Genomic DNA, 25,219 nt, shown 5'->3' on the forward strand with positions numbered 1-25,219 from the left:
AATATCATGAAAAAGAAAAGCAACGGCGCATTGTCTAGACAAGTACATATCTTTTCCCTTGAGACCGGCTGTTTTTATACAGAGAAAGAAGAACAGCTCCACCGCAGGATGGCCCGCTACATGAAGCATAAAAGCACGCTCAGATCTGCGGACAGAGACGGATATGACGCCCCCTGCACGGAAAAGTACAAGGCGCTCTGTTCACATGTAAACAAAAAAATCAAAGACTACAAAGCGCTGCTGAGCGAAGAGCTCGTCTCGGACCCGTCCATCGTCCGCACACTGCCAAAGGAAAAGCTGACAGACACAAGGATCATCTCTGTCTTTGAATCCGCCCTCACCCGTGCGGCCGATATGAAGACCGGCGAACTTACAACAGACATTATGGTCGTACAGACTTATTTTTACAATGTGATAAAGCAGCTTATCACAAACGGCTATTATCATAACGGGGAAAAATACGTCTATTTCACATCCTCCGCCGGCCAGATACGGACCAAAAAGACCGTATTTATTAAAGAACGGCTCTTAAACAAGATAGAACCGTCGCTCGTCTGCGGACTCTCCAGGCAGATGATCAACGAAGGCGGCGGCATAAACGCCAACAAATACCTGGCTTATCTCGCCCTGTCAAATTCGGCCACAGAGCCGTGGACAGACTTTGATATAAGGAAATGTATCGTCGTCCCGGACTTCGAGACGTCTGTCCGCTGCAGCGTAGACTTTATCCACGACGATACTTACAAGATCGAGCGGAAGGAGATGGACGTCCCCATCCCGCACACGGACGGGTGCGGCATGATACTTCCCAGGCTGTCCCGGAAGAATTTCATGGTGCGCCTTCCGTGGATGAAAGGGCTGCTCGCCTCCTTTGACTTTGTCCGGTTCATCCGGGAACACGACGCCTCCCCTGTCGTCACAGATATCTACGGAAAGCAGTGGAACATCCTCACGGACCGCATCCAGGTGATCTTCACCGAAAGCCAGTTCAAGATGAGCCGGTTTTACACTTCATGGGAGCAGTATCAGCGATCCTTTGAAGCGTGCGGCTGCCAGGCCGGCATCTGCAACATGGAAGAAGATTATTTTCCCGACGCCACGATCAATTACCAGATGCTCCAGACACTCACCGACATCACAGAGGAAGAGGCCGCGTACCTTATCCGTCCTTCCCTTCATACACTGGAGAAGCTCTCCTCCGACAAGAAGACCATACTGCGCGTCTTCGGAGCCGTCCCCGGCAACCCGGACAAGACATGGCTCCAGCAGGCGCTTCTTCTCTACCCGGAGATGATCACCGACGAGTACATCCGGGCAAGGCTGCGGGAGATAAAGAAAAGCCTTGTGAAGGAATACCGCTCCGGGAAGCTTGAGATCTATGGCAAATACACGTTTATCGTGCCGGATCTGTACGCTTTCTGCGAGCGTCTGTTCCTCGGAATCCGTGAACCAGAAGGGCTGCTCGGAAACGGGGACGTGTGCTGCCGCCTGTTCCCCGGCGGCAGGAAGCTGGACTGTCTGAGAAGCCCCCACCTGTACCGGGAACACGCAGTCCGTCTCAATGCCAGAAATGAGGCCTGCGCCCGCTGGTTTACGACCAATGCCCTCTATACGAGCAGCCACGACCCCATCTCTAAAATGCTGCAGTTCGACGTGGACGGCGACCGCTCTCTCGTGGTGGCCGACCCTGTATTTGTAGAGATCGCGGAGCGCAACATGCACATGGATGACATCGTTCCCCTCTATTATGAGATGAAGAAAGCCCGGCCCGCCCCGCTGACCCCGGAACTGCTGTACGAGGGCATAAACGCCGCGTACAGAGGCGGGAACATCGGCCGCTACAGCAACAGTATTTCCAAGATATTCAATTTTGTGGACTGGAGCCGCGCTTCAAAGGAAAAAAAGCAGGAGGCGCTCAACGTCATCAAACTGCTCTGCATGGAGAACAACTTCTGCATCGACATGGCGAAGACTCAGTATATGCCTGACCGGCCCCGGGAGATCGACGCGCTCATCCGCACCTATACGAGCCAAAAGCTTCCCCACTTCTTCCTGTACGCCAAGGACAAGACAGAAAGCCAGGTGGAGCCGGGCGGCGGAAGCTTCGTGGACCGTCTGGAGACCTGCATCCGCTACCGTCCGATCCGCCTTGCCGGAAAAAACTTCGGGAAATTTACTTATACAAAGCTCATGTGCCGCCCGCGCATCCAGATCGACGAACAAGTCATCGCGGCATACAGCCGCCTGAACCGGAAGTATCACTTCCGCCTGAACCCGGGCAGCGCGGAAAATGTGGACTACATCATCGGCTCGGTAAGACAGGAACTGCTCGGCTTAAACTACAGCGAGACAGAAGTGTGCGACATGCTCGTAAAGCATCTGTACCGCAAAAAGACGCCCCACAAAGAGCTGCTCTGGCAGTGCTTCGGACATGTCATAGTCGATAACCTGAAGCACAACCTGCCCGAAGGCAGTATCCAGTGCGAAATCTGCGGCGCACGCTTCGTCCCGGCGTCACCGAACCAGAAATACTGCCTTGACTGCCGTACGATACGCCCCGCCGACACGAAGACAATAACGTGCGTGGACTGCGGATGTGCGGTGGAGGTGGACGCAAAGGACACGAAGACGTGCCGCTGCAGCCTGCACCGCGCGGAACACCAGAAAAAGCTCCGGCAGGAGCAGAACCGGCGCGCTTATGAAAAGCGCAGACAGATTCAGCAGGCAGCAAGCGCAGTTACATAATCCCGCAGCCCCCGTAAATTCGTTGTTTGCTCCATTTTTACAGAACATATGTTCTATTCCAGAGAGGCCCGGACGCCAGTATTTACAAGGCGTGGCACCATATTTTTCCAATTCGCCTACAAGGGAATGATACCCGCACACTTCTTTTCATATTCTTTTCTCCGGAAGGAGGGCTGGTCTGCAGCAGGCCGGCTCTCTTTCCTTCTCTCAGGAATACAGATGCATCTGAACAAATTATGAAGGAGGAGGATGTCTATGAACATCAACTGGAAACTGCGTCTCGGCAACAAAATAACGCTGACCGCGGTCATCATGGCGATCATCTCACTCGTCTACCAGATTCTCGGTATGGCGCGTATCGTTCCCCCAATATCTGAATCCCAGATGATAGAGACCGCAGGAATGGTCATCAATCTGCTCGTATTGCTCGGCATCGTCACGGACCCGACTACAGAAGGAGTCTCGGACAGCCCGAAAGCCCTGACTTATGATCAGCCAAAGCAGAAAGAACAGCCATAACACCTGTGGTATTTTAAGGAGGTGAAATAATGGAAAGAAGTAAAAACCCATTGGAAAATCTGGGGAAAATAAAGGACACACTCTCAGACCTTTTCCTGGAAGACGAACTCGTGCAGAAGCTGATCATGCCCGTCCCCGGCGACAGTCAGCTCTCTCTTAAGGAAAACTGGGCAAACCACTGCTTTGACACTGCGGTGCCGCCCGCTTCCGCCGGGGAAAACCAGGCCTTCCTCTGTCTTGAGACAGACGCCCCGCTGACGGCGGAAGCCGCGCTCCAGGTGCGTATCACTGTCAATGTATATGCCTGCGGCAGCATGCTTCATATGTCAGACGCCGAAAAGCAGGAATACGCCGCGGTTCACGGACTGGCCGGCAACCGGATCGACATGGCTCTGGCCGCCATTCACCGGGCGGTCACAGCAGATGAGACGCTCCTTCGCACATTCGGCACCGGCCGGATGCAGCTTGCGGAGGAAAAGCCTGTCACTTCTCTTTTGCAGGATGAACGCTTCTATGGGAAATCTCTGTGCTACACCATTTACCAGATGCCTGTCAGGCCGAAACGGCAGGTGGTGTGATGAAGCTGGATTATTATGACCTCATAAGCCCCTCCCCCTTTACCATACAGGGTGTGGGCAGCATCCGTCCGCTCACGCTCAGGGAAGTCTCCAGACTGACCGGCCGGATCTACTCCACTTATCTCGCACTTCTTAACATATCCCCGGAAAAATACTGCACTGAAGTAAATGAAAGTCTGAAACCCTGGTACGAGAACTTAAATGAAGAACAATTATCGTGCCTTACCATGTATGATATCGCCGTGAGCAGCGCCGCGCTGCAGCAGTCCTTCTCCGCCATATTTGACTTCTTCTTTGCGGAACGCGTCATGTACGACAGGGCAAAGGATGCTTTTCTCGTCTTTTCTCCTGTCAAGGATGAAGAAGGAAATGACAGTATCCGTGTCACAGGAACGATCCACAAGGGCAATTACCTGGAAGTCTGTGACACCATCCTGCAGTTCGGACACATCGACACAAAGGATACCGTGGACCCTGCCAGGGTGAAAAACAAAAAGGGTCTAGCCCGGTATCAGGAAATGCAGAAGCGTAAGAAAAAGAACCGCATAAAGCCCAAGACGGATACTGACCTTGAGCTTGCCAACATTATCTCTGCCGTCTGTGCCATGCACAACAGCATTAATTATACAAACGTGTGGGATATGACTGTCTATCAACTCTGGGATACATTTGCCCGGCTGCGCAACAATGAGATATACGCATCCGGCAGAACGTCCGTCTCCGTGTGGGGAGACAAAGAAAATAAGTTTGACTATAACTTATGGTTTAAAAACATTACAACTACAAACTGACCCGGTCCATGTGAGAACCGGCAGAAAAAACAGGAGGATTTTTATTATGGGATTAAATTCAAAAATGGCTAACAGAGAAGTTCAGAAACTGATTTTCAAGGATTACACATCCAAGAAACCATTCCTGAACCTTGACTTTGCAAACACATCTACAACAGAGCTTACAGGCGAGACTATGTTCGCTTACGGCGGACAGGGACACCCAAAGAGAGTGTCCTTTGCCGGCGAAAAGGGCGGAACGCTCACGATCGAGACACAGATGCAGTCTGTAAAGCTGTGGGAACTGATCACAGGCGGTGATGTGTCCAAATCAGCAAAATACACAAAAAGAGTTGTCCTTCCGGTAGCAGAAGGCAAGGTTACGCTTCCTGAAGCTCCGGCGGAAGGATTCGCTCCTAACTTCTACGCAGAAGATGACGACTGCGGCAAAGAAATCAGCGCTTCCATGACAGGCGCATCCGCTACTCTGGCTGATGCCGACGGCATCACATCTGTAGTTGCATACTACGTAAAAGAAGTCACAGACAAAGTGGAACGGATCAACATCAAATCCACAAGCTTCCCGAAAGCATTTATCGTGGAAGGCGAGACATACATGAAGACAGAGGATGACGATATCCTTCCGGCAAGAATGATCGCCTACAAGTGCGTTCCTCAGTCAACCATGTCACTTGCATTTGCCAACAACGGAGATCCGGGCGCCGTTACGATCACCTGCGACCTTCTGGCAGACAAGGACAACAACATCCTCGACCTTATCGTGGAGGAAGAAGCATAATTCCAGTTTTATCAGTATTGTAGTTTAGCCTCACCGCTGCCCCGCGCAGCCCTGAGGCGGGCAGCGGGCGTCCTCTGTGCGCCTGCCGCCTCCCCATCAAGGGCAGAAAATACAATACGGTATTTTCTGCCCTATTTTTTACACACCAGTTATCTCAACAGAAGAAAGAAGGGAATCATCATAGGCAGATTAAGATTTGACACATTAAAAGAAGCCTTTGCATGCTACGGAGAAAGCAGCCTTGTGCCCATCGACACGCTGCCCCAGATACTCATGTATGCGAAGTCCGGCTGCCAGCCGGTTCATATATGCGAATCCGAGCGGCCGGACAAAAAAGGCAAGATCGTATGCTGGTACTTAAAATCCGAAACACAGTACGCATACAGAAAATGGAAAGAAAGTAAACCCAATAAAGGAGGAGACAATTTAAAATGAGAAAAGAAAACCCATCGATCAAAACCACCCTGTCCATGGAGGACAGAATACTCATGCCCCAGGAACTGGCAGAAGGATACTTTACAAAAGACGGCGAAGGCCGCGTAAGTTACACGCCTTACTACGCCGATATGATGCTGATCAACGTATTCTTCCTACACTGCGTCGACGGAATCGCCTTTGAAGTAAAAGAGGCCGAAAACGGAGGAACTGAGATTGCAGAAAATATCTACGAGGCCGTCACGGCAGACGAAGGACTCATGAAGCTCTACGACGAGTTCTTTGAACAGGACAAGGATTCCATTCCTTCCTGCCCGTACAAAGAGACCGTCATACAGATGTACGGCATTCTCTCCGACACGGAGAAGATGGTAGAGTTCCGAAAGCAGCAGATCATCCACGAAAAGGAAGATGCGCTCACTGCTCTTCTTTCTGCCGCCGCAAAAAAAATAGAGGCCGCGGACCCGGATATGCTGAACCTCAGGGAAGCTCTGGAATACGTAAAGGCCGCATACTCTCCGGTAAAGGCCGGGTAAAGGCATGGAACCTGTAACAAAGAAACAGATGATATCGTGTAATGCGCGGAGGTATTAAATATGAATAACAGTGATTATGTGAAAGTCCTCGGTGTCACGTTCGATGCCCTGGAAGGTCTGACCGTAGTTGCCGAGAGCAATGTAAAAGATTTAGAAGACGCGGGACGGTACGCGGCAGAACATGACGATGGCGCTGCTATCTGGATATGCGTCCCGTGCAGATGCGATTTTTATAGAATCTTTCAAAAAATCAAATAAAAGAAGGGAGGATTCCATTGAGTGAACAATATAACATAAACGTACAGCCTGTATTAAATACAGATGCACTGTACGAACAACTCAATAATCAAAAATATAAATTAAACGTAGAGGTTGACGGCGCTGCACTGAGCAGTCAGCTGCAGTCTGCAGTGAACAGCGTGACTAGCGGAGCAGCGCCCGCGAAAGTGCCGGTGGAGTTTGATGTTGATTCCCTTATCAAAGGTATGAACGTAATAAATACAACTACAACTGCCTTTGAAAACATACAGAAAGGAGCTGCTCTTGCAAAAAGGAACCTGGATTAACCCATAAATCACAGGGTTACACATTTTAGTGAGTCCACTTCACAATTAGGAAATGGCGAATATGGTGTCATCGACAAATTGTGTTAATAGGGGTTCTTTAAATATACCTAAAGGAGTATTGGAGGTTTGGTAATCCCTCTTTGCTGGAACGGAAAGTGATATGAAACCGAAACAGAACTGGCGACAGTATATGGTATGGTTTGAAAATTCATATGGCAAACGATGTAATTTGATACATAAATGTCCCAATCAGCAGTACACTCATCTGACGATAGTTGAATCATATAATCTGGTAAAACAGGATAAAGATTCTTAACAGTGAGGATATTCAACGACTACCCATCCTTGTAGTTGACATGACCTTATATTGTCAATTATTAATGTATAGTCTCAAGTGTGATGCTTGGAATTTTAAGCATATAAATATTACCCGTCAACAATGGTGCTTCTCTCTCACTATTGTTTACGTTTGTCATTAGAGAGCTAACAATATCTATAATTTAATCACTCTTTTTTTGCCATTTGAGAGTATTATTATTTTTATTAATTACAGAAATTCTTAAACAGGTGTACGAAAAATTTAACTACATCTGTTACATTTATTATGCTTTCTGTATACTCCCCAATCAGAATTGATAAGACCTTTTCGTCTTATATCTGTACTTCCACATCTTGGACAACGGGGCTTCGGCGGACTTTTGGATAGACTGGCTTGATTATAATCTTGCATTCTCTTTAATGCTTCATTATAATCTGCCGGTATCTCATTATTAAATGTGATCACTGAATCCAACATCGTATTTGTTGATAAATGATACTCTTCTACTGCAGCTACATAAATCTTTGCTATATTTGGGTATTTTGGTTTTTCGTTTATTATATCCTGGATTTTTTTGAGATTATATATTTTTCCATATATTTTACAGTAATATTTGTTTTTCCCATTTAATCTTACCATCTAATATATTTTCTTGTTTTTTTAATTTTTGTTCTGTATACGGAAAGATAAAACGAAATTATATAGCATCGAATTATAATTAGCAAAGGACAGTAATGAATGATATTTACTTTCTTAGGTAAAGAGTATTTTATAACTACCCTTCAAATCTACAGCTTACACATTAATCATTTTTCATAACACTATCAAAGGCATACATCCTGTACAACTGACAGATTGTGTACTATTTACATAAACTCAACAGCAGGAATGTAAACTTTCATCTGGGTCTTTTGAACTTATTCATACAATTGTAGCATATATAATATTTTTCATATAAACCTATATCTGAATTTATGACTCTATGATTTCGTTTTATATCAGTACTTCCACATCTTGGGCAACGGGGCTTTTGGGATTCTATTTCTCTTTGTTTTTGTTCTTTTTCTTGTTTTATCTGTGCATTTCTGCTCTCAAATGCAGTTAAATTAAAGTTTCCAGGAAACTGTTCCTTCAAGAAAAGAGCGTATGGGTTGCCCCCTTTAATTCTTGCCATCTCATCTTGTATTCTTGGGTCTCGCCTGCGTATCATATCCTGATATTCTCGTTCGCTGATTCCCATGCTATCCATAACTTTCAGTGAAACACCTTCCAAAGACTCGTTATACAGAATTGCAAACTCCCGTATACCATATCCTGTCTGCACCATTGGTATATTACAGTATTCACATTTAATTTTTACTGCACCCATTAATCCATTTCCCTCTTGACCACATCTGGTGCATAAAATTTTTTTCTTCAGATCATCTATGCCATTTTCCTGTAAGTATTTCTGCAATAAGAAACCACAATACGGGCATTCTACTTCATAGGAACGTATCTTTCTTTGGCAATCCGGACATATTATATCTGGCATATCTGTATTCCCCCTTGTTATAATAGATTTGGTACTCTAATTATTAGATTTAAGGAATTCGTTAATACATGTCAATTAGATAGCAACTCCTATACCATTTTACATATATAAACAGGTTTTTTATTTCAGAACTACCACCATGTATAACCACAGTGGTTACATGCACTATGCGCAAACCATGGACGATGTCCACGTATATTTGTGCTCCCACACCTTGGACAACAGGGCTTCGGTGGGCTTTTGGGTAAACTGGCTTGATTATATTCCTGCCATCTTCTTAATGCCTCATTATAATCAGATGGTATTTCATTATCATAAAACCTTAATACGCTTTCAAATGTATTTGCACTTACTATATCCATCCCGTGTTCCTCATTCATTATCAAGACGATGTTCCGTTCGGATTTACCACTCAATACTTCCTGTACATCTGACAGGTTATGCACTACCCCATCTATTTTGCAGTAATATTTGTTTTTCCCCAATTTGAATATCCTTCTAATATTTTCTTAATGTTTGTCTTTCATATGGTAATATAAGGTAATATTATAAAACATAGGATTATATAAGTAAATGGCAGTTATAAATATTATTTTATATTTTTCCTTAAATGAATAAAAATTAACAACTACCATTTAAATCCACAATTTCCACACTTATTATCTTTCAAAACGCTATCTGAGACTGGTTCCTGCCCTTGTGCTGCCATCCAAGACGCAAACTCTAAATTATATTTGATATTTGTACTGCCACACCTAGGACAACGAGATAAACTCGCCTGATTATATTCCTGCCACCTTCTTAATGCTTCATTATAATCGGATGGTATCTCATTATTATGAAACCTTAATACACTCTCAAATGTATTTGCACTCACTATATCCATTCCGTGTTCCTCATACATTATCAAGATGATGTTCCGTTCAGATTTACCGTCCAGTACTTCCTGTACATCTGACAGGTTATGTACTACTCCATCTATTTTACAATAATATTTGTTTTTACCCATAATAATCTCCTTACATAATCTTGTACACTATAATTGGTTTATTCTTCGTAACATCATAATATCTATAATTTAATCACTCTTTATTTTATCATTTGCGAGTACTATATTTTGTTACCAAGTATATCTACAGTTATTGCATCTATAACTTTTAAAGGGTACAAAATCAACACTGCCTACTAATCCCGTTGTCACCATATCAGGGTCTACAAATCTTCGTAATTTCTTAATATTTATACTTCCGCATCTTGGGCAATGGGGCTTCGGCGGACTTTTGGGCATTCTAGCCTGATTATATTCCTGCCACCTTCTTAATGCCTCATTATAATCGGATGGTATCTCATTATTATGAAACCTTAATACACTCTCAAATGTATTTGCACTCACTATATCCATCCCGTGTTCCTCATTCATTATCAAGGTGATGTTCCGTTCGGATTTACCGTCCAGTACTTCCTGTACATCTGACAGATTATGTACTACTCCGTCTATCTTACAGTAATATTTATTTTTTCCCATTTCCTATCCTTTTACAACACTTTATTTACGTTAGGGTATACGTGTTCCTTGCTCATTATCAGCGTAATATTTCGCTCTATCGTACCGTCTAATACATCATTTTTAATTGGCAAGTTGTGTACTATTCTGTCTTTCGTACAATGATTTTGGTTGTCATTCACTTATTCTACTCCTGACTGTATAGGGAAGAGGTTAGCACTTAAACATATTTTTCATCCATGTCTTACGGCATTGCTGACAAGTATAATATGGCACATACAGATTGCTTTCTGGTCCTACATACATTTGCCTCTCTTTTAGATCAGTACTTCCGCATCTTGGGCAACGAGGCTTCGGTGGGCTTTTTGGTAAACTGGCTTGATTATATTCCTGCCACCTCCTTAATGCCTCATTATAATCGGATGGTATCTCATTATTATGAAACCTTAATACGCTCTCAAATGTATTTGCACTCACTATATCCATCCCGTGTTCTTCATACATTATCAAGACGATATTCCGTTCAGATTTACCGTCCAGTACTTCCTGTACATCTGACAGGTTATGTATTACTCCGTCTATCTTACAGTAATATTTATTTTTTCCCATTTAATCTTACCTTCTAAATATATTTTCTTGTTTTTTTATTTTTGTTCCGTATGCGGAAAGATAAAACAAAATAATATAGCATCGGATTATAATTAGCAAAGGGCAGTAGTAAATGATATTACTTTCTTAGGTAAAGAGCATTTAATAACTAACCTTCAAATCTACAGCTTACACATTAATTAATCTACAAACCACTATCCGAAATGTGCATCCAATATAACTTACAGATAGTATACTATTACAAAAACTCAACAGCAGAAATGTAAATTTTCATCTGGGTCTTCCGAACGTATTCATACAACTATAACAAATATAATACTCTTCAAATAAATTAGTACCTACGAGTCCTTGCCTTCGTCTTATATCTGTACTCCCACACCTGGGACAACGGGGCAACCTTGCTTCGGCTTCTTGTTTTTCCTGTTCTTCTCTTTTTTTTAGTTCATTCTGATCAAAGGTATTAGGAAACTGCTCCTTCAAAAACAATTCATATGGATTACCACCTTTTATTTGAATCATCTCTTCAAGTATCTTGGTGTCTCCACTTTGAATCATTTTTTCTAATTCAAACATACCAATGCTCAAATTTTCCATAATCTTTTCTGGCACACCTTTTAGGGTATCATTATACTTATTTGCAAACTCTTGGACACTATACTTTGTTTGAACCATTGGAATACCACAAAATTCGCATTTTACTTCCAACGCGCCCGATAATTCTCCTTCCTTACCACATCTGGGACATAAGATTTTTTTATTCAAATCATTAATGCCATTATCTTGTAAGTATTTCTGCAGAAGGAAACCACACTGTGGACATTCTATCTCATATGAACGTATCTTTCTTTGGCAATCCGGACATATTATATCTGGCATATCTGTATTCCCCCTTGTTATAAAAATTTTTAATTGCTCATAATAGATTTAGTACTCTAATTATTGGTATCAAAGGAATTCGTTAATACATGTCAATTAGATAGCAACTCATACGTCATTTTACATTTATAAACAGGTTTTTTATCTCAGAACTACCACCATGTATAACCACAGTGATTACATGCACTATGCGCAGACCATGGACGATGTCCACGTATATTTGTGCTCCCACACCTTGGGCAACGGAGCTTTTGGGATTCAATTTCTCTTTGTTTCTGTTCTTTTTCTTGTTTTATCTGCGCATTTCTGCTCTCAAATGCAGTTAAGTTAAAGTTTCCAGGAAACTGTTCCTTCAAGAAAAGAGCGTATGGGTTGCCCCCTTTAATTCTCGCCACCTCATCTTGTATTCTGGGGTCTCGCCTGCATACCATATCCTGATATTCTCGTTCGCTGATTCCCATGCTATCCATGACTTTCTCTGGAACTCCTTCCAAAGACTCGTTATATAGGATCGCAAACTCCCGTATACCATATCTCGTCTGCACCATTGGTATATTACAGCATTCACATTTAATTTTTACTGCACCCATTAATCCATTTCCCTCTTGACCGCATTTGGTACATAGGATTTTTTTCTTCAGATCATCTATGCCATTCTCCTGTAAGTATTTTTGCAATAAGAAACCACAATGAGGACATTCTACTTCATAGGAACGTATCTTTCTTTGGCACTCCGGACATATTATATCTGGCATACCTATATCCCCCCTTGTTATAATAATTTATAATTGCTCATAATAGATTTAGTACTCTAATTATTAGATTAAAGGAATTCGTTAATACATGTCAATTAGATAGCAACTCCTACGCCATTTTACATATATAAACAGTTTTTTTATTTCCGAACTACCACCATGTATAACCACAGTGATTACATGCACTATGCGCAGACCATGGACGATGCCCACGTATATTTGTGCTCCCACACCTTGGACAACAGGGCTTCAGTGGGCTTTTGGGTAAACTGGCTTGATTGTATTCTTGCATTCTCTTTAATGCTTCATTATAATCTGCCGGTATCTCATTATTATTAAATGTGATTACTGAATCCAACATCGTATTTGTTGACAAATGATACTCTTCTACTGCTGCTATATAGATTTTTGCTATATCTGGATGTTCTGGATTTTCGTCTATTATATCCTGGATTTTTTTGAGGTTATATATCTTTCCATCTATTTTACAGTAATATTTGTTTTTTTCCATAATAATCCTTACATAATTTTCTACATAATCTTCTTTTAGAGGCATTATACAAAACTGTAGTCCCTTGGACATATTCTTTGTAACATCATAATTTTTTTAATTTAATCACTTTTTATTTTATCATTTGAGAGTATTATTATGGTTTTCCATCAATATTTTTTAACTGGCATACGAAAAATATAATGACAATTGTTACATTTATAATACTTTCTGTATACTCCCCAATCAGAATTGACAAGACCTTTTTTTCGTCTTATATCAGTACTTCCGCATCTTGGGCAACGGGGCTTCGGTGGGCTTTTTGGTAAACTGGCTTGATTATATTCTTGCATTCTCTTTAACGCTTCATTATAATCTGCCGGTATCTCATTATTATTAAATGTGATTACTGAATCCAACATCGTATTTGTTGGCAAATGATATTCTTCCACTGCTGCTATATAGATTTTTGCTATATCTGGGTGCTCTGGATTCTCGTCTATTATATCCTGGATTTTTTTGAGGTTATATATCTTTCCATCTATTTTACAGTAATATTTGTTATTTCCCATTTACTTTTCCCCCTAATATATGTTCTTGCTTTTTTAATTTTTTTCGTATACGGAAAGATAAAGTGAAATTATGTAGCATCAAATTAAAAATGGCAAAGAACAGGAATGAATGATATTTGATATTTTCTTTCTTAGATAAAGAGTATTTAATAACTACCTTTCAAATCTGCAGCTTACACATTAATTAATCTACAAACCACTATCCGAGATATGCATCCAGTACAACTTACAGATAGTATACTATTACAAAAATTCAACAGCAGAAATGTAAATTTTCATCTGGGTCTTCTAAACGTATTCATACAACTATAACAAATATAATACTCCTCAAATAAATTAGTACCTACGAGTCCTTGCCTTCGTATTATATCTGTACTCCCACACCTTGGGCAACAGAGCTTCGGTGGGCTTTTGGGTAAACTGGCTTGATTATATTCTTGCATTCTCTTTAATGCTTCATTATAATCTGCCGGTATCTCATTATTATTAAATGTGATTACTGAGTCCAACATCGTATTTGTTGGCAAATGATATTCTTCTACTGCTGCTATATAGATTTTTGCTATATCCGGGTGTTCTGGATTTTCATCTATTATGTCCTGGATTTTTTTTAGATTATATATCTTTCCATCAATTTTGCAGTAATATTTGTTTTTTCCCATATCCTTTTCTATAATCCTCTATTTGTATTAAGGTATATTAACATTACCCTTAGCACGGAACTACGCCTGTTGCTATACTATCGTTTGTCATTTGAAGTATAAAATAAATTATAGTAATTATTACATCTATAAACATACTCAAGTGATACCTGATTTTCTGGAAGTAAAAAGTGTTAATTATACCAACCGTCAGTATAGTTGAAACCTTTCTGCTATATTTACGTCTGTAATTTGGATGAAATTATTTTTTTATCAATTCATCCAAGACTTACCACATTTTTCACAACTCCATCGCGTTACATAACTCCCACTATCAATATCTATAGGGGCATACCATCGTCTTATATCTGTACTCCCACACCTGGGACAACGGGGCAACCTTGCTTCGGTTTCTTGTTTTTCCTGTTCTTCTCTTTTTTTTAGTTCATTCTGATCAAAGGTATTAGGAAACTGCTCCTTCAAAAACAATTCATATGGATTACCACCTTTTATTTGAATCATCTCTTCAAGTATCTTGGTGTCTCCTCTTTGAATCATTTTTTCTAATTCAAACATACCAATGCTCAAATTTTCCATAATCTTTTCTGGCACACCTTTTAGGGTATCATTATACTTATTTGCAAACTCTTGGACACTATACTTTGTTTGAACCATTGGAATACCACAAAATTCGCATTTTACTTCCAACGCGCCCGATAATTCTCCTTCCTTACCACATCTGGGACATAAGATTTTTTTATTCAAATCATTAATGCCATTATCTTGTAAGTATTTCTGCAGAAGGAAACCACACTGTGAACATTCTATCTCATATGAACGTATTCTCCTTTTACATTCTGGACATATAATATCTTTCATACCTGTACTCCTTGTAATAAAGATTTATTTTTAATATTAACTTATTTATATTTAACTTCTCGATGCTATGCAAACCCATAGGGAACGGTAACCTATATACCTATATGATAAGGATTGAAGAATTACTCTGCTTAAAACGATATATAGGAATTCTCTGCTTATTAATTAGACCATCATAGCACATGTCCGCAAACTCTTGGGCATTATGCACACTACAACACCTAAATTTTTTCACTACAACTACCACTTATTCTTCCTAACCCAATCCACATCTTGTACAGATCATATCTGTTACCTATTGTCTATATTATATAATTTGGAAAATGAAATGACAATTATTTTCTAAAGTTACACTCGTCACTTAATAAACATGTTTTAGCTGCAACAGGTAATGATATAGCGTCAAGTATGGGGGATTTTACAAAAATAAGTACAACTGCTATAGTACAAGTATGCTCAAACAAAGAGAGCATTACTGCCTATAAATTCGGAACTTTCATCTGTACAAGCAAGGATTGAAGAATTACAGTCTAAAAGTAAATTATCATTTACAGAACAGGCCGAACTAACCAACCTGCAGGCACAAAATGATGCTCTGGAACAACGCTCTGCTCTTTTAACCAAACTAAGTGATGCTCAAAAGTATTCTTCTGCTCAAGACGCCGCCAATTCAATGCAAAAGAAATCGGACAGTATTATATATGAAACAAGCGGCGAAACTGATGCGTTGATCGCTTCTTATGGCGGAGGGCAAAATGAAGCAAAGGAAATGCATAAGGTTACAGATACCAAAGGCATCAAGGAAGACGTAGATGTAATTAAAGCATACGAATTGGAAATAATTAAGCTTAAGAAAGGACAAGAAGGGTTAAGTAAAAATGATAAGGGTTACAAAGACAAACAAGATGACATTGATAAATTTAGAAAAAAGATAAGCGAAGCCTTAGAATATCTAAATGAAAGATACGCTAATGTATCAGAATGGTACTCTTCTATGGTTAATGATGTTACAGGTAACTTCTTCCTGGATTTGAACAGCAGGTTCAAGAACTAAATTTTGAAAGCGGCACACCTTTAGGTGATATCGAAAGCTTCTTTACCAGCTCTAATTCCTCTGGTATCAAAAATTATTTGACATTGTTTGCAAAAGCTGGCAAGTTTTCCGATGATATTAAAGCAACAACTCACTAATCTCTTTCAGAAATTCAGGAACGTTTATCATAATTTAATGGTGAAGATAAGATAGACATGTAAGAGCAAATGAACAGCCTTTATGGCATTCAAAATGGCCTGCTTGAAGCATTTGCCTTTTAGAAATTCTAGACAGGACATAAAATATTAATTAATACCTTATCATAAATTTACTCCACTTATAATAACGGGGTAATTTTCAAGAAATCATGCAAAAAGAAAGGAGGATTCCATTGAGTGAACAATATAACATAAACGTACAACCCGAATTAAATACAGACGCACTGTACGAACAACTCAATAATCAAAAATACAAAATAAACGTAGAGGTTGACGGCGCTGCACTGAACAGTCAGCTGCAGTCTGCTGTGAACAGCGTGACTGGCGGGGCAGCACCCGCGAAAGTGCCGGTGGAGTTTGAGACGGGTGGACTAAAAAATACTTTGTCCACTTTTAATACATTCTTTGCAGCTGGTAAAAATATCGGTGACCTCTTAAAAAAAACACCATTGAGCCCGGATTAACCCATAAATCACAGGGTTACACATTTTAGTGGGTCCACTTCACAATTAGAAAATGACGAAAATGGTGTCATTGACAAGTTGTGTTAATGGGGGTTCTTTAAATATACCCAAAGGAGTATTGGAGGTTCGGTAATCCCTCTTTGCTGGAACGGAAAGTGATACGAAACCAAAACAGAACTGGCGACAGTAAATGGCATGGTTTAAAAATTCATATCGCGAATTATGTACTTAAAACATAAATGTCCCAATCAGCAGTACACTCTCTGACACACGTCTGGTCTACATAAACCAATAATATGGTATAAAATTCCTTAACAGAGAGAATATTCAACGACTACCCATCCTTGTAGCTGGCATGACCTTATATTGCCAACTATTAATGTATAGTCTTAAGTGTGATGCTTAAGCATATAAATATTACCCGTTAGTAACAGTGTACGTCTCCTGCTGTTATTTACGTTTGCTATGATGGAGACATAACATCCATTTATCCACAACTTACATTTACATCTACATTTCACTAATTAAATATACTCTAATTCAGACTCTAGATCAGATATTCTTATTTAAATTTAGATATACTTAACAACCTAAATATCATCCTCTCAATTACAGATTAATAAACTGACTATAAGTTTTCTGTTACACAATGAACCTACTGCTAATAATCATCTCTATACAATATAATTTCGTTTATTCTATCGCTTTCCAGGTTTCCACTTATGTCCACAATGCTGACACACATTCATAGGCTCTCCCCAACTAAATGCAGTAGATACAGCAACCGTTTCTATAGATTTAGAACGACATCGAGGACAGAAAATAAAATCATTAACATCTTGCTTTGGTATTTTGTAATTTATTGCTTTTATACCCAGTTTGTTTTTATTAGGTCCTAATGTTGTACTTTGTGTCGAATAATTATCCGGTTCAATGGCGACGCTTATATTTTTCTCGGCAAATACATCTTTAAGCTTTTCTGCGTCTTCCATACTTAAGCCATCTATGATAATCGGACTATAATTCTGCTCAATAAGTTTAGATGCTTCTATTATATTAATACCAGTAATTAAACTGGTAAGAACACTTACTTCATCCACATCATTATGTGAATCTATCCACCGTAACTTAAAATATAAGGATTGTGATAAATCTGGTTCAGTATTGTTAATATTTCTTAACTTTGCTAACGGATAACCACAATGGATACATACCTCTGCCTGGTCTGAGACTTGTTTTTTACATTCTGGACATATAATTAATGCCATAATTCACCCCTCCTTTGGTATGATTATAACACTGTGTATTATAAATAGCAATATAATACTCAGTACACACTATGTCACTTAAAATATATTTAAATAAACTAAAAAAAGCGTATGCTGGTGGTGGGCTATCTGATGTTACAAAAACTGCTGGCACAATTGTTTCGGAAGACTTATCTAAAATTCTGGATTCCTTCGCAGGAAAAGCAACTCTGGCTGTAGGGGCTACTGCCCTTCTTTATACATCTCTCAACAAACTGTCAGATGCTTATAATTTATCCTATGATTCAGCACTTAAAAATACCCAGGCAAATCTAAATAATTTTAATGGCACAAAGGCTGAATTAGACACTTTAAACTCTCAGGCGGAGTCATATAAAGAAACCTTGGCTTCCATAGCAGAAGCTAACAATATAAAGATAAAACCCAATGACTCCATAGATGACTTATACACAAAATTAAACGCTGCAGATTTATCCGTAGACGACAAGTCTCAAGTTCAGAAAATTAAATTAGCCAATGATGAAGTGAAACGGCAGACTGCCGTAAGAGAAAAGCTTGCAGAACAGCAGCATTTATTATCCGCATCAGACGCCAGCGACGCTTTAAACAAAGGCAAGCAGTCGGTTGCTCAGCAGGTCGCACAGAACGTGCCAGGCGGCAAAAAGACTTATCAGGGCCTTGTAGAGAACGTAAATGTTGTAGACGCCGCCCAGGAGAATGTCTCAGCTATCAAAGAATACGAAAAAGCTATCGCCGGTTTGGAGAGCAAACAGGCGGACTATGATCCCGGCAGTTCTGAATGGAAAGAAGCAGAAAATGACATCAACAGCTATCGTGCTGCCATAGAGACATTATCCTCCGACTTAGACGTAAAGCAAAATGATCTGTCTGCACTTCTGGCCAGCTTTTCTAAAAATGGTGAAGGACTTGTAGCCGAAACCGGTTATGAAGAACAGTTTAAAGCAGTTAAAAAGGCACTTAACTCTGTAAATAATATGGATCTGGCTCCCGAAGAGCAATGGCAGCAGTCAATCAATGATTTCTTTGACGGCACCAGCGGAAAGAATTTTATAAAGGACCGGCTGCTAGAGGCCGCAAAATCCGGAGAAGACGTCGTAGATGTTTTACATAATATGGGCCTTACCCTGGGCGATCTTGGCATGACGGGGAAAGGCAAAGGAGATGCCTTCAGAAATTATTTTGACGGCTTGAAAAAATCCGCGGAAGAAGCGGAAGAAACTGTGAGTGGTATAGATGGCTCTTTTGAAGGAGTTAACGCCGCGTTCTCTTCCCAAAATGCCGGTGATAAATGGAACAGCATGGCAGGATATATTGAACAGGCCCAGCAGTTGTATGAGGATGGGAAAATCGGCACCGATGACTTTCAGTCTGTTGCGCAGTGGATGGCCCCTCAAAAGATAAATACGGAAGGCTATAGTACAGATGCCGAAGCCTATAAGGCTGCATGGGAAAAGAGCTACAATCAGGTTAAGAATTGGTTTGATACAAGTAATCCTTATGAAAGTATGCACAACTTCGCCAGAGACCTTGAAGCTACAGAGAATGATGTGGGAAAAAATCTCATTGATATCAACGAAGAAACAGGTAAAATTGTTCCCAAATTTGAATCGACTGCTGAAGCCGCAAAAGCTCTCGGCGTAAACACTGATGTTGTTGATACTATTCTTCATAATATGGAAGATTACGGCTATGAATTTGACGGTATTATGTTCAGCGGTGAAGGTTTGAAAGAATATGAAACGTCGCTGGATGGTATCAAAGAAATTTATGATACTATGAATGACAGCGCTTCTAAAGACCGGCTCGGGAAGCTGATCGAAGGGTGGGATGAGGAGTACGACAAGTATGAAGAGGATTTATCCACTCTGACAGAAGAACAAATTGTCCATATAAAATTTGAATACGACCAGGCTTCTATACAAGCACAGATCGAGGAACTGGAGGTTCTCCAGAAGGCCGAGGGCGGAAAGAACTCGGAGACCAATGCTGGTATCATTGCAGGATATGAAAGCTATATAGAAAACGCCAAGGAAGGGCTCGGCCTGAATGAAGAAGGGGTCGAACTGCCTATATATTTCAAAACGTCAGAGGATACTGTCAATAATCTTTACCAACAACTTAAAGATGCCAAAAAAGGTTCCGATGAGTATTTTGAAATACAGGCCAAAATACAGAATCAGGAAGAGCTGCAGCAGGCTATGTATGATGAATTTTCCGAAGAAAATCCTGATATTAATAACGAAAGCGATCCCAGTGAAATTACTGCGGCGTGGGAAAACTTCTTCTCTCAGCCCCGCTCTCTTGAGGTCGATGCTCATTTAGGAGAAGAAGAAGTCTTAGCGCAGCTTGACCAGTTAAGCAACGGAAGTACCATTACATTTTCAGCTGATGTAAATGGAGTTGAGCAGTCTGTCACAGCCATAAAAGATAAAGATGGTATCATTACATATACTACAGAAATTAATGGTGAAACTACTCAAGTCCAGTTAAACAAAAATGGAACTGTAACTTATAATGTTAACGCTAATGCTGTTAATGGCTTTAAACCAACGGATAAAGATGGAAAAGCCAACTTTACTCCTGAAACCTCCGCAGTTGATACATGGAATCCTCCGCAGTTACCCGGAGATATCAATTATAAAGGTACCTTTGGAAATGTAGGATCCCCTCCTGTTTTAAGCGGAGTTATCAGCTATGCAGTTAGTTCTGTTTCTACTGGAATCGGCACAATAATTAATGGTTTTAAAAAAAAAGGAAAGAAAGTCAACGGCACCGCCCACTCCCGCGGCACCGCCCTCTGGCAGTACCGCACTTCCGGCACCCACGCCTACGGAAGCGGAAGCTGGGGGCTTCCCCACAGCGAACGCGCTCTGATCAACGAGCTGGGCAGTGAGATCATTGTCCGGGGCGGCAGGTGGTTTACGCTGAACAACGGTTATCCTACCATGGCCAACTTAAAGGCCGGAGATATCGTGTTCAACCACAAACAGACCGAGGCGCTTTTGAACAACGGTTATGTTACCGGTTCTCACGCCCGGCTTGTGGGCAGTTCTTTCGCTGAAGGCAGCCTTGGGCATATATCCGGACGGGCATATGCAAGCGGCACGGAGTTCAAGCAGGAATTTGACCAGCTTGAGATACTCATCGACCGGATGGAATCCGCATTTAAGAGGATTTCTGATTCGGTTGAGACACTTTCCTACAATCTCACCGCACAGAACCGGCAGATGGACAGCGCCATCGCCAAGGCAAAAAGCAATCTCTCCGTCTACCAGAAGGCATATGACACTTACATGAGCAAGGCCAATGCCGTCGGCCTGTCCGGCTCATGGGTAAGTGCGGTGCAGAACGGAAGTTATGACGTCAGCAACATCACAGACGAAGATTTAAAGGACAAAATCGACGATTATAAGAAATACTATGAAAAGGCGCTCGGACTGCAGAAAGACATTGCCGACTTGCAGAAAGATCTCGTCGACCTTGCCATGAAGAAATTGAGCAACATTGACAACTACTTCAGCAACCGGTTTGACTACAACGACGATTTCGGTTATGCCAATCAGATTTCCGAGCTCAACTCGGCGCTCTCCCAGTATCAGAACGAACTGGCGAAGCAGGTATCCTCCGGCACGATCAAGCAGTATTCGGACGAATGGTATGACGCCCAGAAAAAGATCGCCGACTATACCCAGAAGATACTGGACGCGACGTGGAAGAAGTTTGAGGATACCCTCGACCACATGGACAGGGTCAGCGATAATCTGAAAGATTTTCTCAGTCTTAAGGAAGCCAAAGGCGAACCTTTGACCGAGGCGGATTATCAGAAACAGATTGATTTAAACAATGCTTCCATACAAAAAAGCTATGATCTGAGACAGCAGCTCGTGAAAAAGCAGGCCGTCTATGACGTAGGCTCCAAGCTGTACGACAGTCTTGCCAAAGAGATCGCCGGGCTGGATTCTGACATTTACGACTTGATGGAGAACAATGAGAAACTGAAAAAATCCATCTGGGAGACCCGGTTTACCAATCCGTTTGAGGAAATCATCGACGGCCTGGACGCGACGATCTCCAGTTCAAAGAACCTCCGCTCTCTCCTCGATAAAGATTCCTTCTTTGATGAGAGCGGCGCCCTCACAGACAACGGTCTTGCCAATCTGGCGCTGCTCGGCCAGGAGATGGCCGCGTCCAAGCAGAAGGTTGCCGAATACACGGCGGCGCTCAAGAAGCTGGATGAAGCGTACCAGAACGGCATACTGAGTCAGAAAGACTATGACAAGAGCCAGAAAAACATGCTCAAGGATATTCAGGACGCCGCCGGGGATGTGCAGGACTACAAAGATAAGATCATTGACTTGTACAAAGACCAGATGAAGGCTGAGATCGACTACATGGACGATTACTATGACAAACGGCAGAAAGCGCTGGATCTGGACAAGAAATATTATGACTTTTCCAAGAAGATGAACGCCCAGACAAAGTCTGTCAATCAGCTGAAAGCCCAGATATCTGCGCTCCAGGGCGTCAACAATGCATCGGCCCAGGCAGAACTGCGGCGGCTCGAACAGGAACTTGCCGAGAAGGAAGAAGACCTCTCCGAGCTTAAGAAAGACCACGCTGATGACATGATCGACCGCGGATACGACAAACTATCCTCCGGATTAAAGGACAGTCTCAACTCCACAATGGATGAACTGACCTACAACGCAGATATGCAGGAGCAGGTCGTGGCCGACATGCTCGGCAAAGTCGTGGCCATGTACGGCCAGGCATACGGCAAGATCAATGAGATCATTGCCAATACGGGATTTGCAGGAAGTTCCGGCTTTAACCAGAACATCGCGAACCTTGGCACCCAGGCCGGCGCCGCTGGCCAGGCAGTCGCAGGAAGCGCTGCGCAGGGCAGTATCCAGGCTTCCGGCGCCGTCTCAGACGTGAACACCGGCGCGATCAACCAGAATCCATCCCACGGCGCCATCCTAGACGAGATCAGTAAAGAGACGGATATCAACAACCGGCCAGTGGCTGAACTGACCTTGAGCACCTCTTCTCTTTCGCTCAACGAAGGAAAATCTGCCGTCGTCACCGCCAGGATCCGCCCAACGGATGCAGCCAATAAGACGCTTCGCTGGACTTCTTCCAACACGAAAGCTGCCACCGTAAGCGGCGGCACCATCAAAGGCGTAAAGGCCGGAAGTGCAGTCATCACCTGCTCCACGACCGACGGAAGCGGCATCTCTGCCTCTGTATCCGTATCCGTCACACCGGCTCCGGCAAAGCCGGCACCGTCTCAGAACGCCCCGTCTTACGGCGGAATTCCGTTCCGTTATAAAAAGGACTACTATCCGAAGAATAAGCTGAATGTCAACAGCTCCATCGTTGACCGGCTGAAGTCCCACGACTTCGATTCTTCCATGTCCGCCTGCCGGGAGCTTTACAACTACTGGGGCGGCGGCGGATATTACTCCGGCACCTATTCCCAGAACGTCTGGCTGCTGAACAAGATGCGCTCCGCCGGTTACCGGAGAGGGACCCGCTCCGTTCCGATAAGCGGACCGGATTTCATACACGACGGCGAGCTCGTCATCCGCAAGTCCGACGGCGGCATCCTCGTCCCCCTTCAGCGCGGCGACGGGGTCATCCCTTCCGGACTCACCGAGAACTTGTGGGACCTGGCAGAGAGAGCGCCCCAGCTCCTCTCCGACGCCGGTCTGTATCTCCCGCTTCCGGCCGCGGCAACGCATGCGTCACGGGAACATACATTGAATGCACAATTCAGCTTCGGCACCCTGCTCAATATAGAAGGGAACGCCGACAAGGATATCGTGGACGAATTGAAGTCTGCACTGCCGGCTCTTGGGAAAGAACTGACAAAGATAGTATCATCCGAATTATCTGACGACTACCGTAAATTGAAGTAAATTTTGAAAGGGGTCAGACCCCTGGCGCAGCCGGGGTCTGACCCCTATGAAAAAAGGAGGAATTGTATGGCAAAATCATTTAATGATTTCATATTTTTAGACAAAAGGCTGTCCGACCTGGACAGTCATTATATTGCGGTTGATTTTGACCAGGACCCGGATCCGTCTTTTGCCTTCGCGAAGGATATCGAGTACGGGGACACCAACCGCTACCGCAGTGAACCTGGTTCTGTGCGGACCAGACCCGGCGATAAGTTAAAGTTCGAACTCCATATCATCAAAGACCCGGACGCATATCCGGCCCAGGCCGACCGGATCATCACCCCTGCCGATATCAGAGAGCTGGCCCGGTGGCTTACCTCCACCGTATCTTCTGAATTACTGGCCTTTGAATATGGCAGCGGACAGGAGGATGCGCCCCGGTTTTTCTACGGACAGTTCTCCGATATCCAGTCCTTCCATGTGGCCGGCGATGTATATGGCCTGCGGCTTATGTTCGACTGTTCCTCCCCTTACGGGTATACAGACGACATCGTCCACACCGCTGCCTGCACAGGCGAAACGGTCAGTTATACGATCACAAGCCACGACGACCGACTGGATGAGTATTGTTATCCGGTCATACGCATGGCCTCCGCGGTCACCGGACAGGCTTATTTTCTGAATCTCTCGGACTGCTGCATCTACGACCAGGGGACGCTCGTTCCCGCAGCGTCAAATGCCCGGCTCATGGAACAGTTGCAGGAGAAGGTGTCTGCTTACGGCCTCGCCCACGGCTATGCGCCGGAATTCCAGCTGACGGAGGACGGGCAGCATATCGTGACCGCCGGTAATGACACAGCTGTCTGCTTTCTCTATCGGGACGTGTACGGGCAGGAACATAAATGCATTGCATGCTATGTAGCATCTACATATGAATACTACATTGTACGGGGCGGCTTTCTCTGCTTTGACCTGTACCGGGAGCTTCCTGTTACGATCGACGGGAACAGCCTGTTTATTTTTGACGATATCGGCCGTATGGTGAAGCTGTCCGACCTTGGCGTCACGGACACCGACTATATGTACTGGCCAAGGCTCGTAAACGGCGAAAATACGCTCCTGTTCTGGGCGGAGGACTGCACCTTCACCATCACCTACAGAGAGACCCGGAAGGCAGGTGCGTGA

At 42.9% G+C, this 25,219-nt stretch carries 25 protein-coding genes; 12 read left to right on the forward strand and 13 right to left on the reverse strand.

Going from position 1 to position 25,219, the window contains the following annotated elements; translation table 11 throughout:
* Positions 1 to 6: 6 nt before the first annotated feature.
* The 8 genes from LAJLEIBI_RS10170 to LAJLEIBI_RS18225 all read left to right on the forward strand — a co-directional run bounded on the left by LAJLEIBI_RS10170 (position 7) and on the right by LAJLEIBI_RS18225 (position 6,948).
* Positions 7 to 2,745 (forward strand): RNA dependent RNA polymerase, encoded by a 2,739-nt coding sequence (locus tag LAJLEIBI_RS10170; protein ID WP_006441746.1) that lies wholly within the window; start codon positions 7 to 9, stop codon positions 2,743 to 2,745.
* Positions 2,746 to 3,000: 255 nt separating this feature from the next.
* On the forward strand, positions 3,001 to 3,264 hold the full coding sequence (locus tag LAJLEIBI_RS10175; RefSeq protein ID WP_006441748.1) for a phage holin: 264 nt from the start codon (positions 3,001 to 3,003) through the stop codon (positions 3,262 to 3,264).
* Positions 3,265 to 3,293: 29 nt separating this feature from the next.
* Complete coding sequence (locus tag LAJLEIBI_RS10180; protein ID WP_006441749.1) at positions 3,294 to 3,842, forward strand: hypothetical protein; 549 nt, start codon at positions 3,294 to 3,296, stop codon at positions 3,840 to 3,842.
* On the forward strand, positions 3,842 to 4,633 hold the full coding sequence (locus LAJLEIBI_RS10185) for a hypothetical protein (RefSeq protein WP_006441750.1): 792 nt from the start codon (positions 3,842 to 3,844) through the stop codon (positions 4,631 to 4,633). Before LAJLEIBI_RS10180 ends, LAJLEIBI_RS10185 begins: the two co-directional genes overlap by 1 nt.
* A 46-nt stretch (positions 4,634 to 4,679) precedes the next feature.
* Positions 4,680 to 5,411, forward strand: a complete 732-nt coding sequence (locus LAJLEIBI_RS10190) for a hypothetical protein (RefSeq protein WP_006441751.1) — start codon at positions 4,680 to 4,682, stop codon at positions 5,409 to 5,411.
* 431 nt (positions 5,412 to 5,842) lie between these two features.
* Positions 5,843 to 6,382, forward strand: coding sequence for a hypothetical protein (locus LAJLEIBI_RS10195; protein WP_006441753.1), 540 nt, complete (start codon positions 5,843 to 5,845; stop codon positions 6,380 to 6,382).
* Between the two features lie 60 nt (positions 6,383 to 6,442).
* Complete coding sequence (locus LAJLEIBI_RS10200; RefSeq protein ID WP_006441754.1) at positions 6,443 to 6,640, forward strand: hypothetical protein; 198 nt, start codon at positions 6,443 to 6,445, stop codon at positions 6,638 to 6,640.
* Between the two features lie 17 nt (positions 6,641 to 6,657).
* Entirely contained in the window at positions 6,658 to 6,948 is a 291-nt protein-coding gene (locus LAJLEIBI_RS18225; RefSeq protein ID WP_006441755.1) for a hypothetical protein, read from the forward strand.
* 580 nt (positions 6,949 to 7,528) lie between these two features.
* On the opposite strand, the gene LAJLEIBI_RS10210 is transcribed toward LAJLEIBI_RS18225, so the two are convergent.
* The 12 genes from LAJLEIBI_RS10210 to LAJLEIBI_RS10265 form a co-directional block, all read right to left on the reverse strand.
* Positions 7,529 to 7,906 (reverse strand): hypothetical protein, encoded by a 378-nt coding sequence (locus LAJLEIBI_RS10210; protein WP_147570421.1) that lies wholly within the window; start codon positions 7,904 to 7,906, stop codon positions 7,529 to 7,531.
* Between the two features lie 259 nt (positions 7,907 to 8,165).
* Positions 8,166 to 8,801: a hypothetical protein gene (locus tag LAJLEIBI_RS10215; protein ID WP_040434632.1), complete on the reverse strand. Its 636-nt coding sequence runs from the start codon at positions 8,799 to 8,801 to the stop codon at positions 8,166 to 8,168.
* A gap of 131 nt (positions 8,802 to 8,932) precedes the next feature.
* Positions 8,933 to 9,286 carry a hypothetical protein gene (locus LAJLEIBI_RS19775; protein WP_006441762.1) on the reverse strand — a complete coding sequence of 118 codons (354 nt, stop codon included), beginning with the start codon at positions 9,284 to 9,286 and terminating at the stop codon, positions 8,933 to 8,935.
* 143 nt (positions 9,287 to 9,429) lie between these two features.
* Positions 9,430 to 9,810 (reverse strand): hypothetical protein, encoded by a 381-nt coding sequence (locus LAJLEIBI_RS10225; RefSeq protein WP_006441763.1) that lies wholly within the window; start codon positions 9,808 to 9,810, stop codon positions 9,430 to 9,432.
* A 111-nt stretch (positions 9,811 to 9,921) separates the two neighbouring features.
* The gene (locus LAJLEIBI_RS10230) at positions 9,922 to 10,326 is read right to left on the reverse strand and encodes a hypothetical protein (protein ID WP_006441764.1); all 405 of its coding nucleotides are present in this window, start codon (positions 10,324 to 10,326) and stop codon (positions 9,922 to 9,924) included.
* A 192-nt stretch (positions 10,327 to 10,518) separates the two neighbouring features.
* Positions 10,519 to 10,914 (reverse strand): hypothetical protein, encoded by a 396-nt coding sequence (locus tag LAJLEIBI_RS10235; RefSeq protein ID WP_006441766.1) that lies wholly within the window; start codon positions 10,912 to 10,914, stop codon positions 10,519 to 10,521.
* 270 nt (positions 10,915 to 11,184) lie between these two features.
* A complete protein-coding gene (locus LAJLEIBI_RS10240; RefSeq protein WP_149301915.1) occupies positions 11,185 to 11,790 on the reverse strand; it encodes a zinc ribbon domain-containing protein in 606 nt (201 codons plus the stop codon).
* Positions 11,791 to 11,942: 152 nt separating this feature from the next.
* Positions 11,943 to 12,545: a hypothetical protein gene (locus LAJLEIBI_RS10245; protein WP_040434635.1), complete on the reverse strand. Its 603-nt coding sequence runs from the start codon at positions 12,543 to 12,545 to the stop codon at positions 11,943 to 11,945.
* Between the two features lie 151 nt (positions 12,546 to 12,696).
* A complete protein-coding gene (locus LAJLEIBI_RS10250; RefSeq protein WP_147570422.1) occupies positions 12,697 to 13,056 on the reverse strand; it encodes a hypothetical protein in 360 nt (119 codons plus the stop codon).
* Between the two features lie 149 nt (positions 13,057 to 13,205).
* Entirely contained in the window at positions 13,206 to 13,607 is a 402-nt protein-coding gene (locus tag LAJLEIBI_RS10255) for a hypothetical protein (protein WP_006441759.1), read from the reverse strand.
* A gap of 275 nt (positions 13,608 to 13,882) precedes the next feature.
* Entirely contained in the window at positions 13,883 to 14,269 is a 387-nt protein-coding gene (locus LAJLEIBI_RS10260; protein ID WP_147570423.1) for a PaaD family protein, read from the reverse strand.
* A gap of 252 nt (positions 14,270 to 14,521) precedes the next feature.
* Positions 14,522 to 15,127 (reverse strand): hypothetical protein, encoded by a 606-nt coding sequence (locus LAJLEIBI_RS10265; RefSeq protein ID WP_149301916.1) that lies wholly within the window; start codon positions 15,125 to 15,127, stop codon positions 14,522 to 14,524.
* Positions 15,128 to 15,800: 673 nt separating this feature from the next.
* Here LAJLEIBI_RS10265 and LAJLEIBI_RS10270 point away from each other — a divergent pair.
* Positions 15,801 to 16,181, forward strand: a complete 381-nt coding sequence (locus tag LAJLEIBI_RS10270; RefSeq protein ID WP_006441770.1) for a hypothetical protein — start codon at positions 15,801 to 15,803, stop codon at positions 16,179 to 16,181.
* Between the two features lie 370 nt (positions 16,182 to 16,551).
* The gene (locus LAJLEIBI_RS18230) at positions 16,552 to 16,842 is read left to right on the forward strand and encodes a hypothetical protein (protein ID WP_040434637.1); all 291 of its coding nucleotides are present in this window, start codon (positions 16,552 to 16,554) and stop codon (positions 16,840 to 16,842) included.
* Between the two features lie 698 nt (positions 16,843 to 17,540).
* Here LAJLEIBI_RS18230 and LAJLEIBI_RS10280 read toward each other — a convergent pair.
* Positions 17,541 to 18,110, reverse strand: a complete 570-nt coding sequence (locus LAJLEIBI_RS10280) for a zinc ribbon domain-containing protein (RefSeq protein ID WP_006441772.1) — start codon at positions 18,108 to 18,110, stop codon at positions 17,541 to 17,543.
* Positions 18,111 to 18,634: 524 nt separating this feature from the next.
* Here LAJLEIBI_RS10280 and LAJLEIBI_RS10285 point away from each other — a divergent pair.
* Positions 18,635 to 24,052 (forward strand): Ig-like domain-containing protein, encoded by a 5,418-nt coding sequence (locus LAJLEIBI_RS10285; protein ID WP_170254063.1) that lies wholly within the window; start codon positions 18,635 to 18,637, stop codon positions 24,050 to 24,052.
* Positions 24,053 to 24,118: 66 nt separating this feature from the next.
* The gene (locus tag LAJLEIBI_RS10290; protein WP_006441775.1) at positions 24,119 to 25,219 is read left to right on the forward strand and encodes a phage tail domain-containing protein; all 1,101 of its coding nucleotides are present in this window, start codon (positions 24,119 to 24,121) and stop codon (positions 25,217 to 25,219) included.

The organism is [Clostridium] hylemonae DSM 15053 (assembly GCF_008281175.1).
Taxonomy (GTDB): domain Bacteria; phylum Bacillota; class Clostridia; order Lachnospirales; family Lachnospiraceae; genus Extibacter; species Extibacter hylemonae.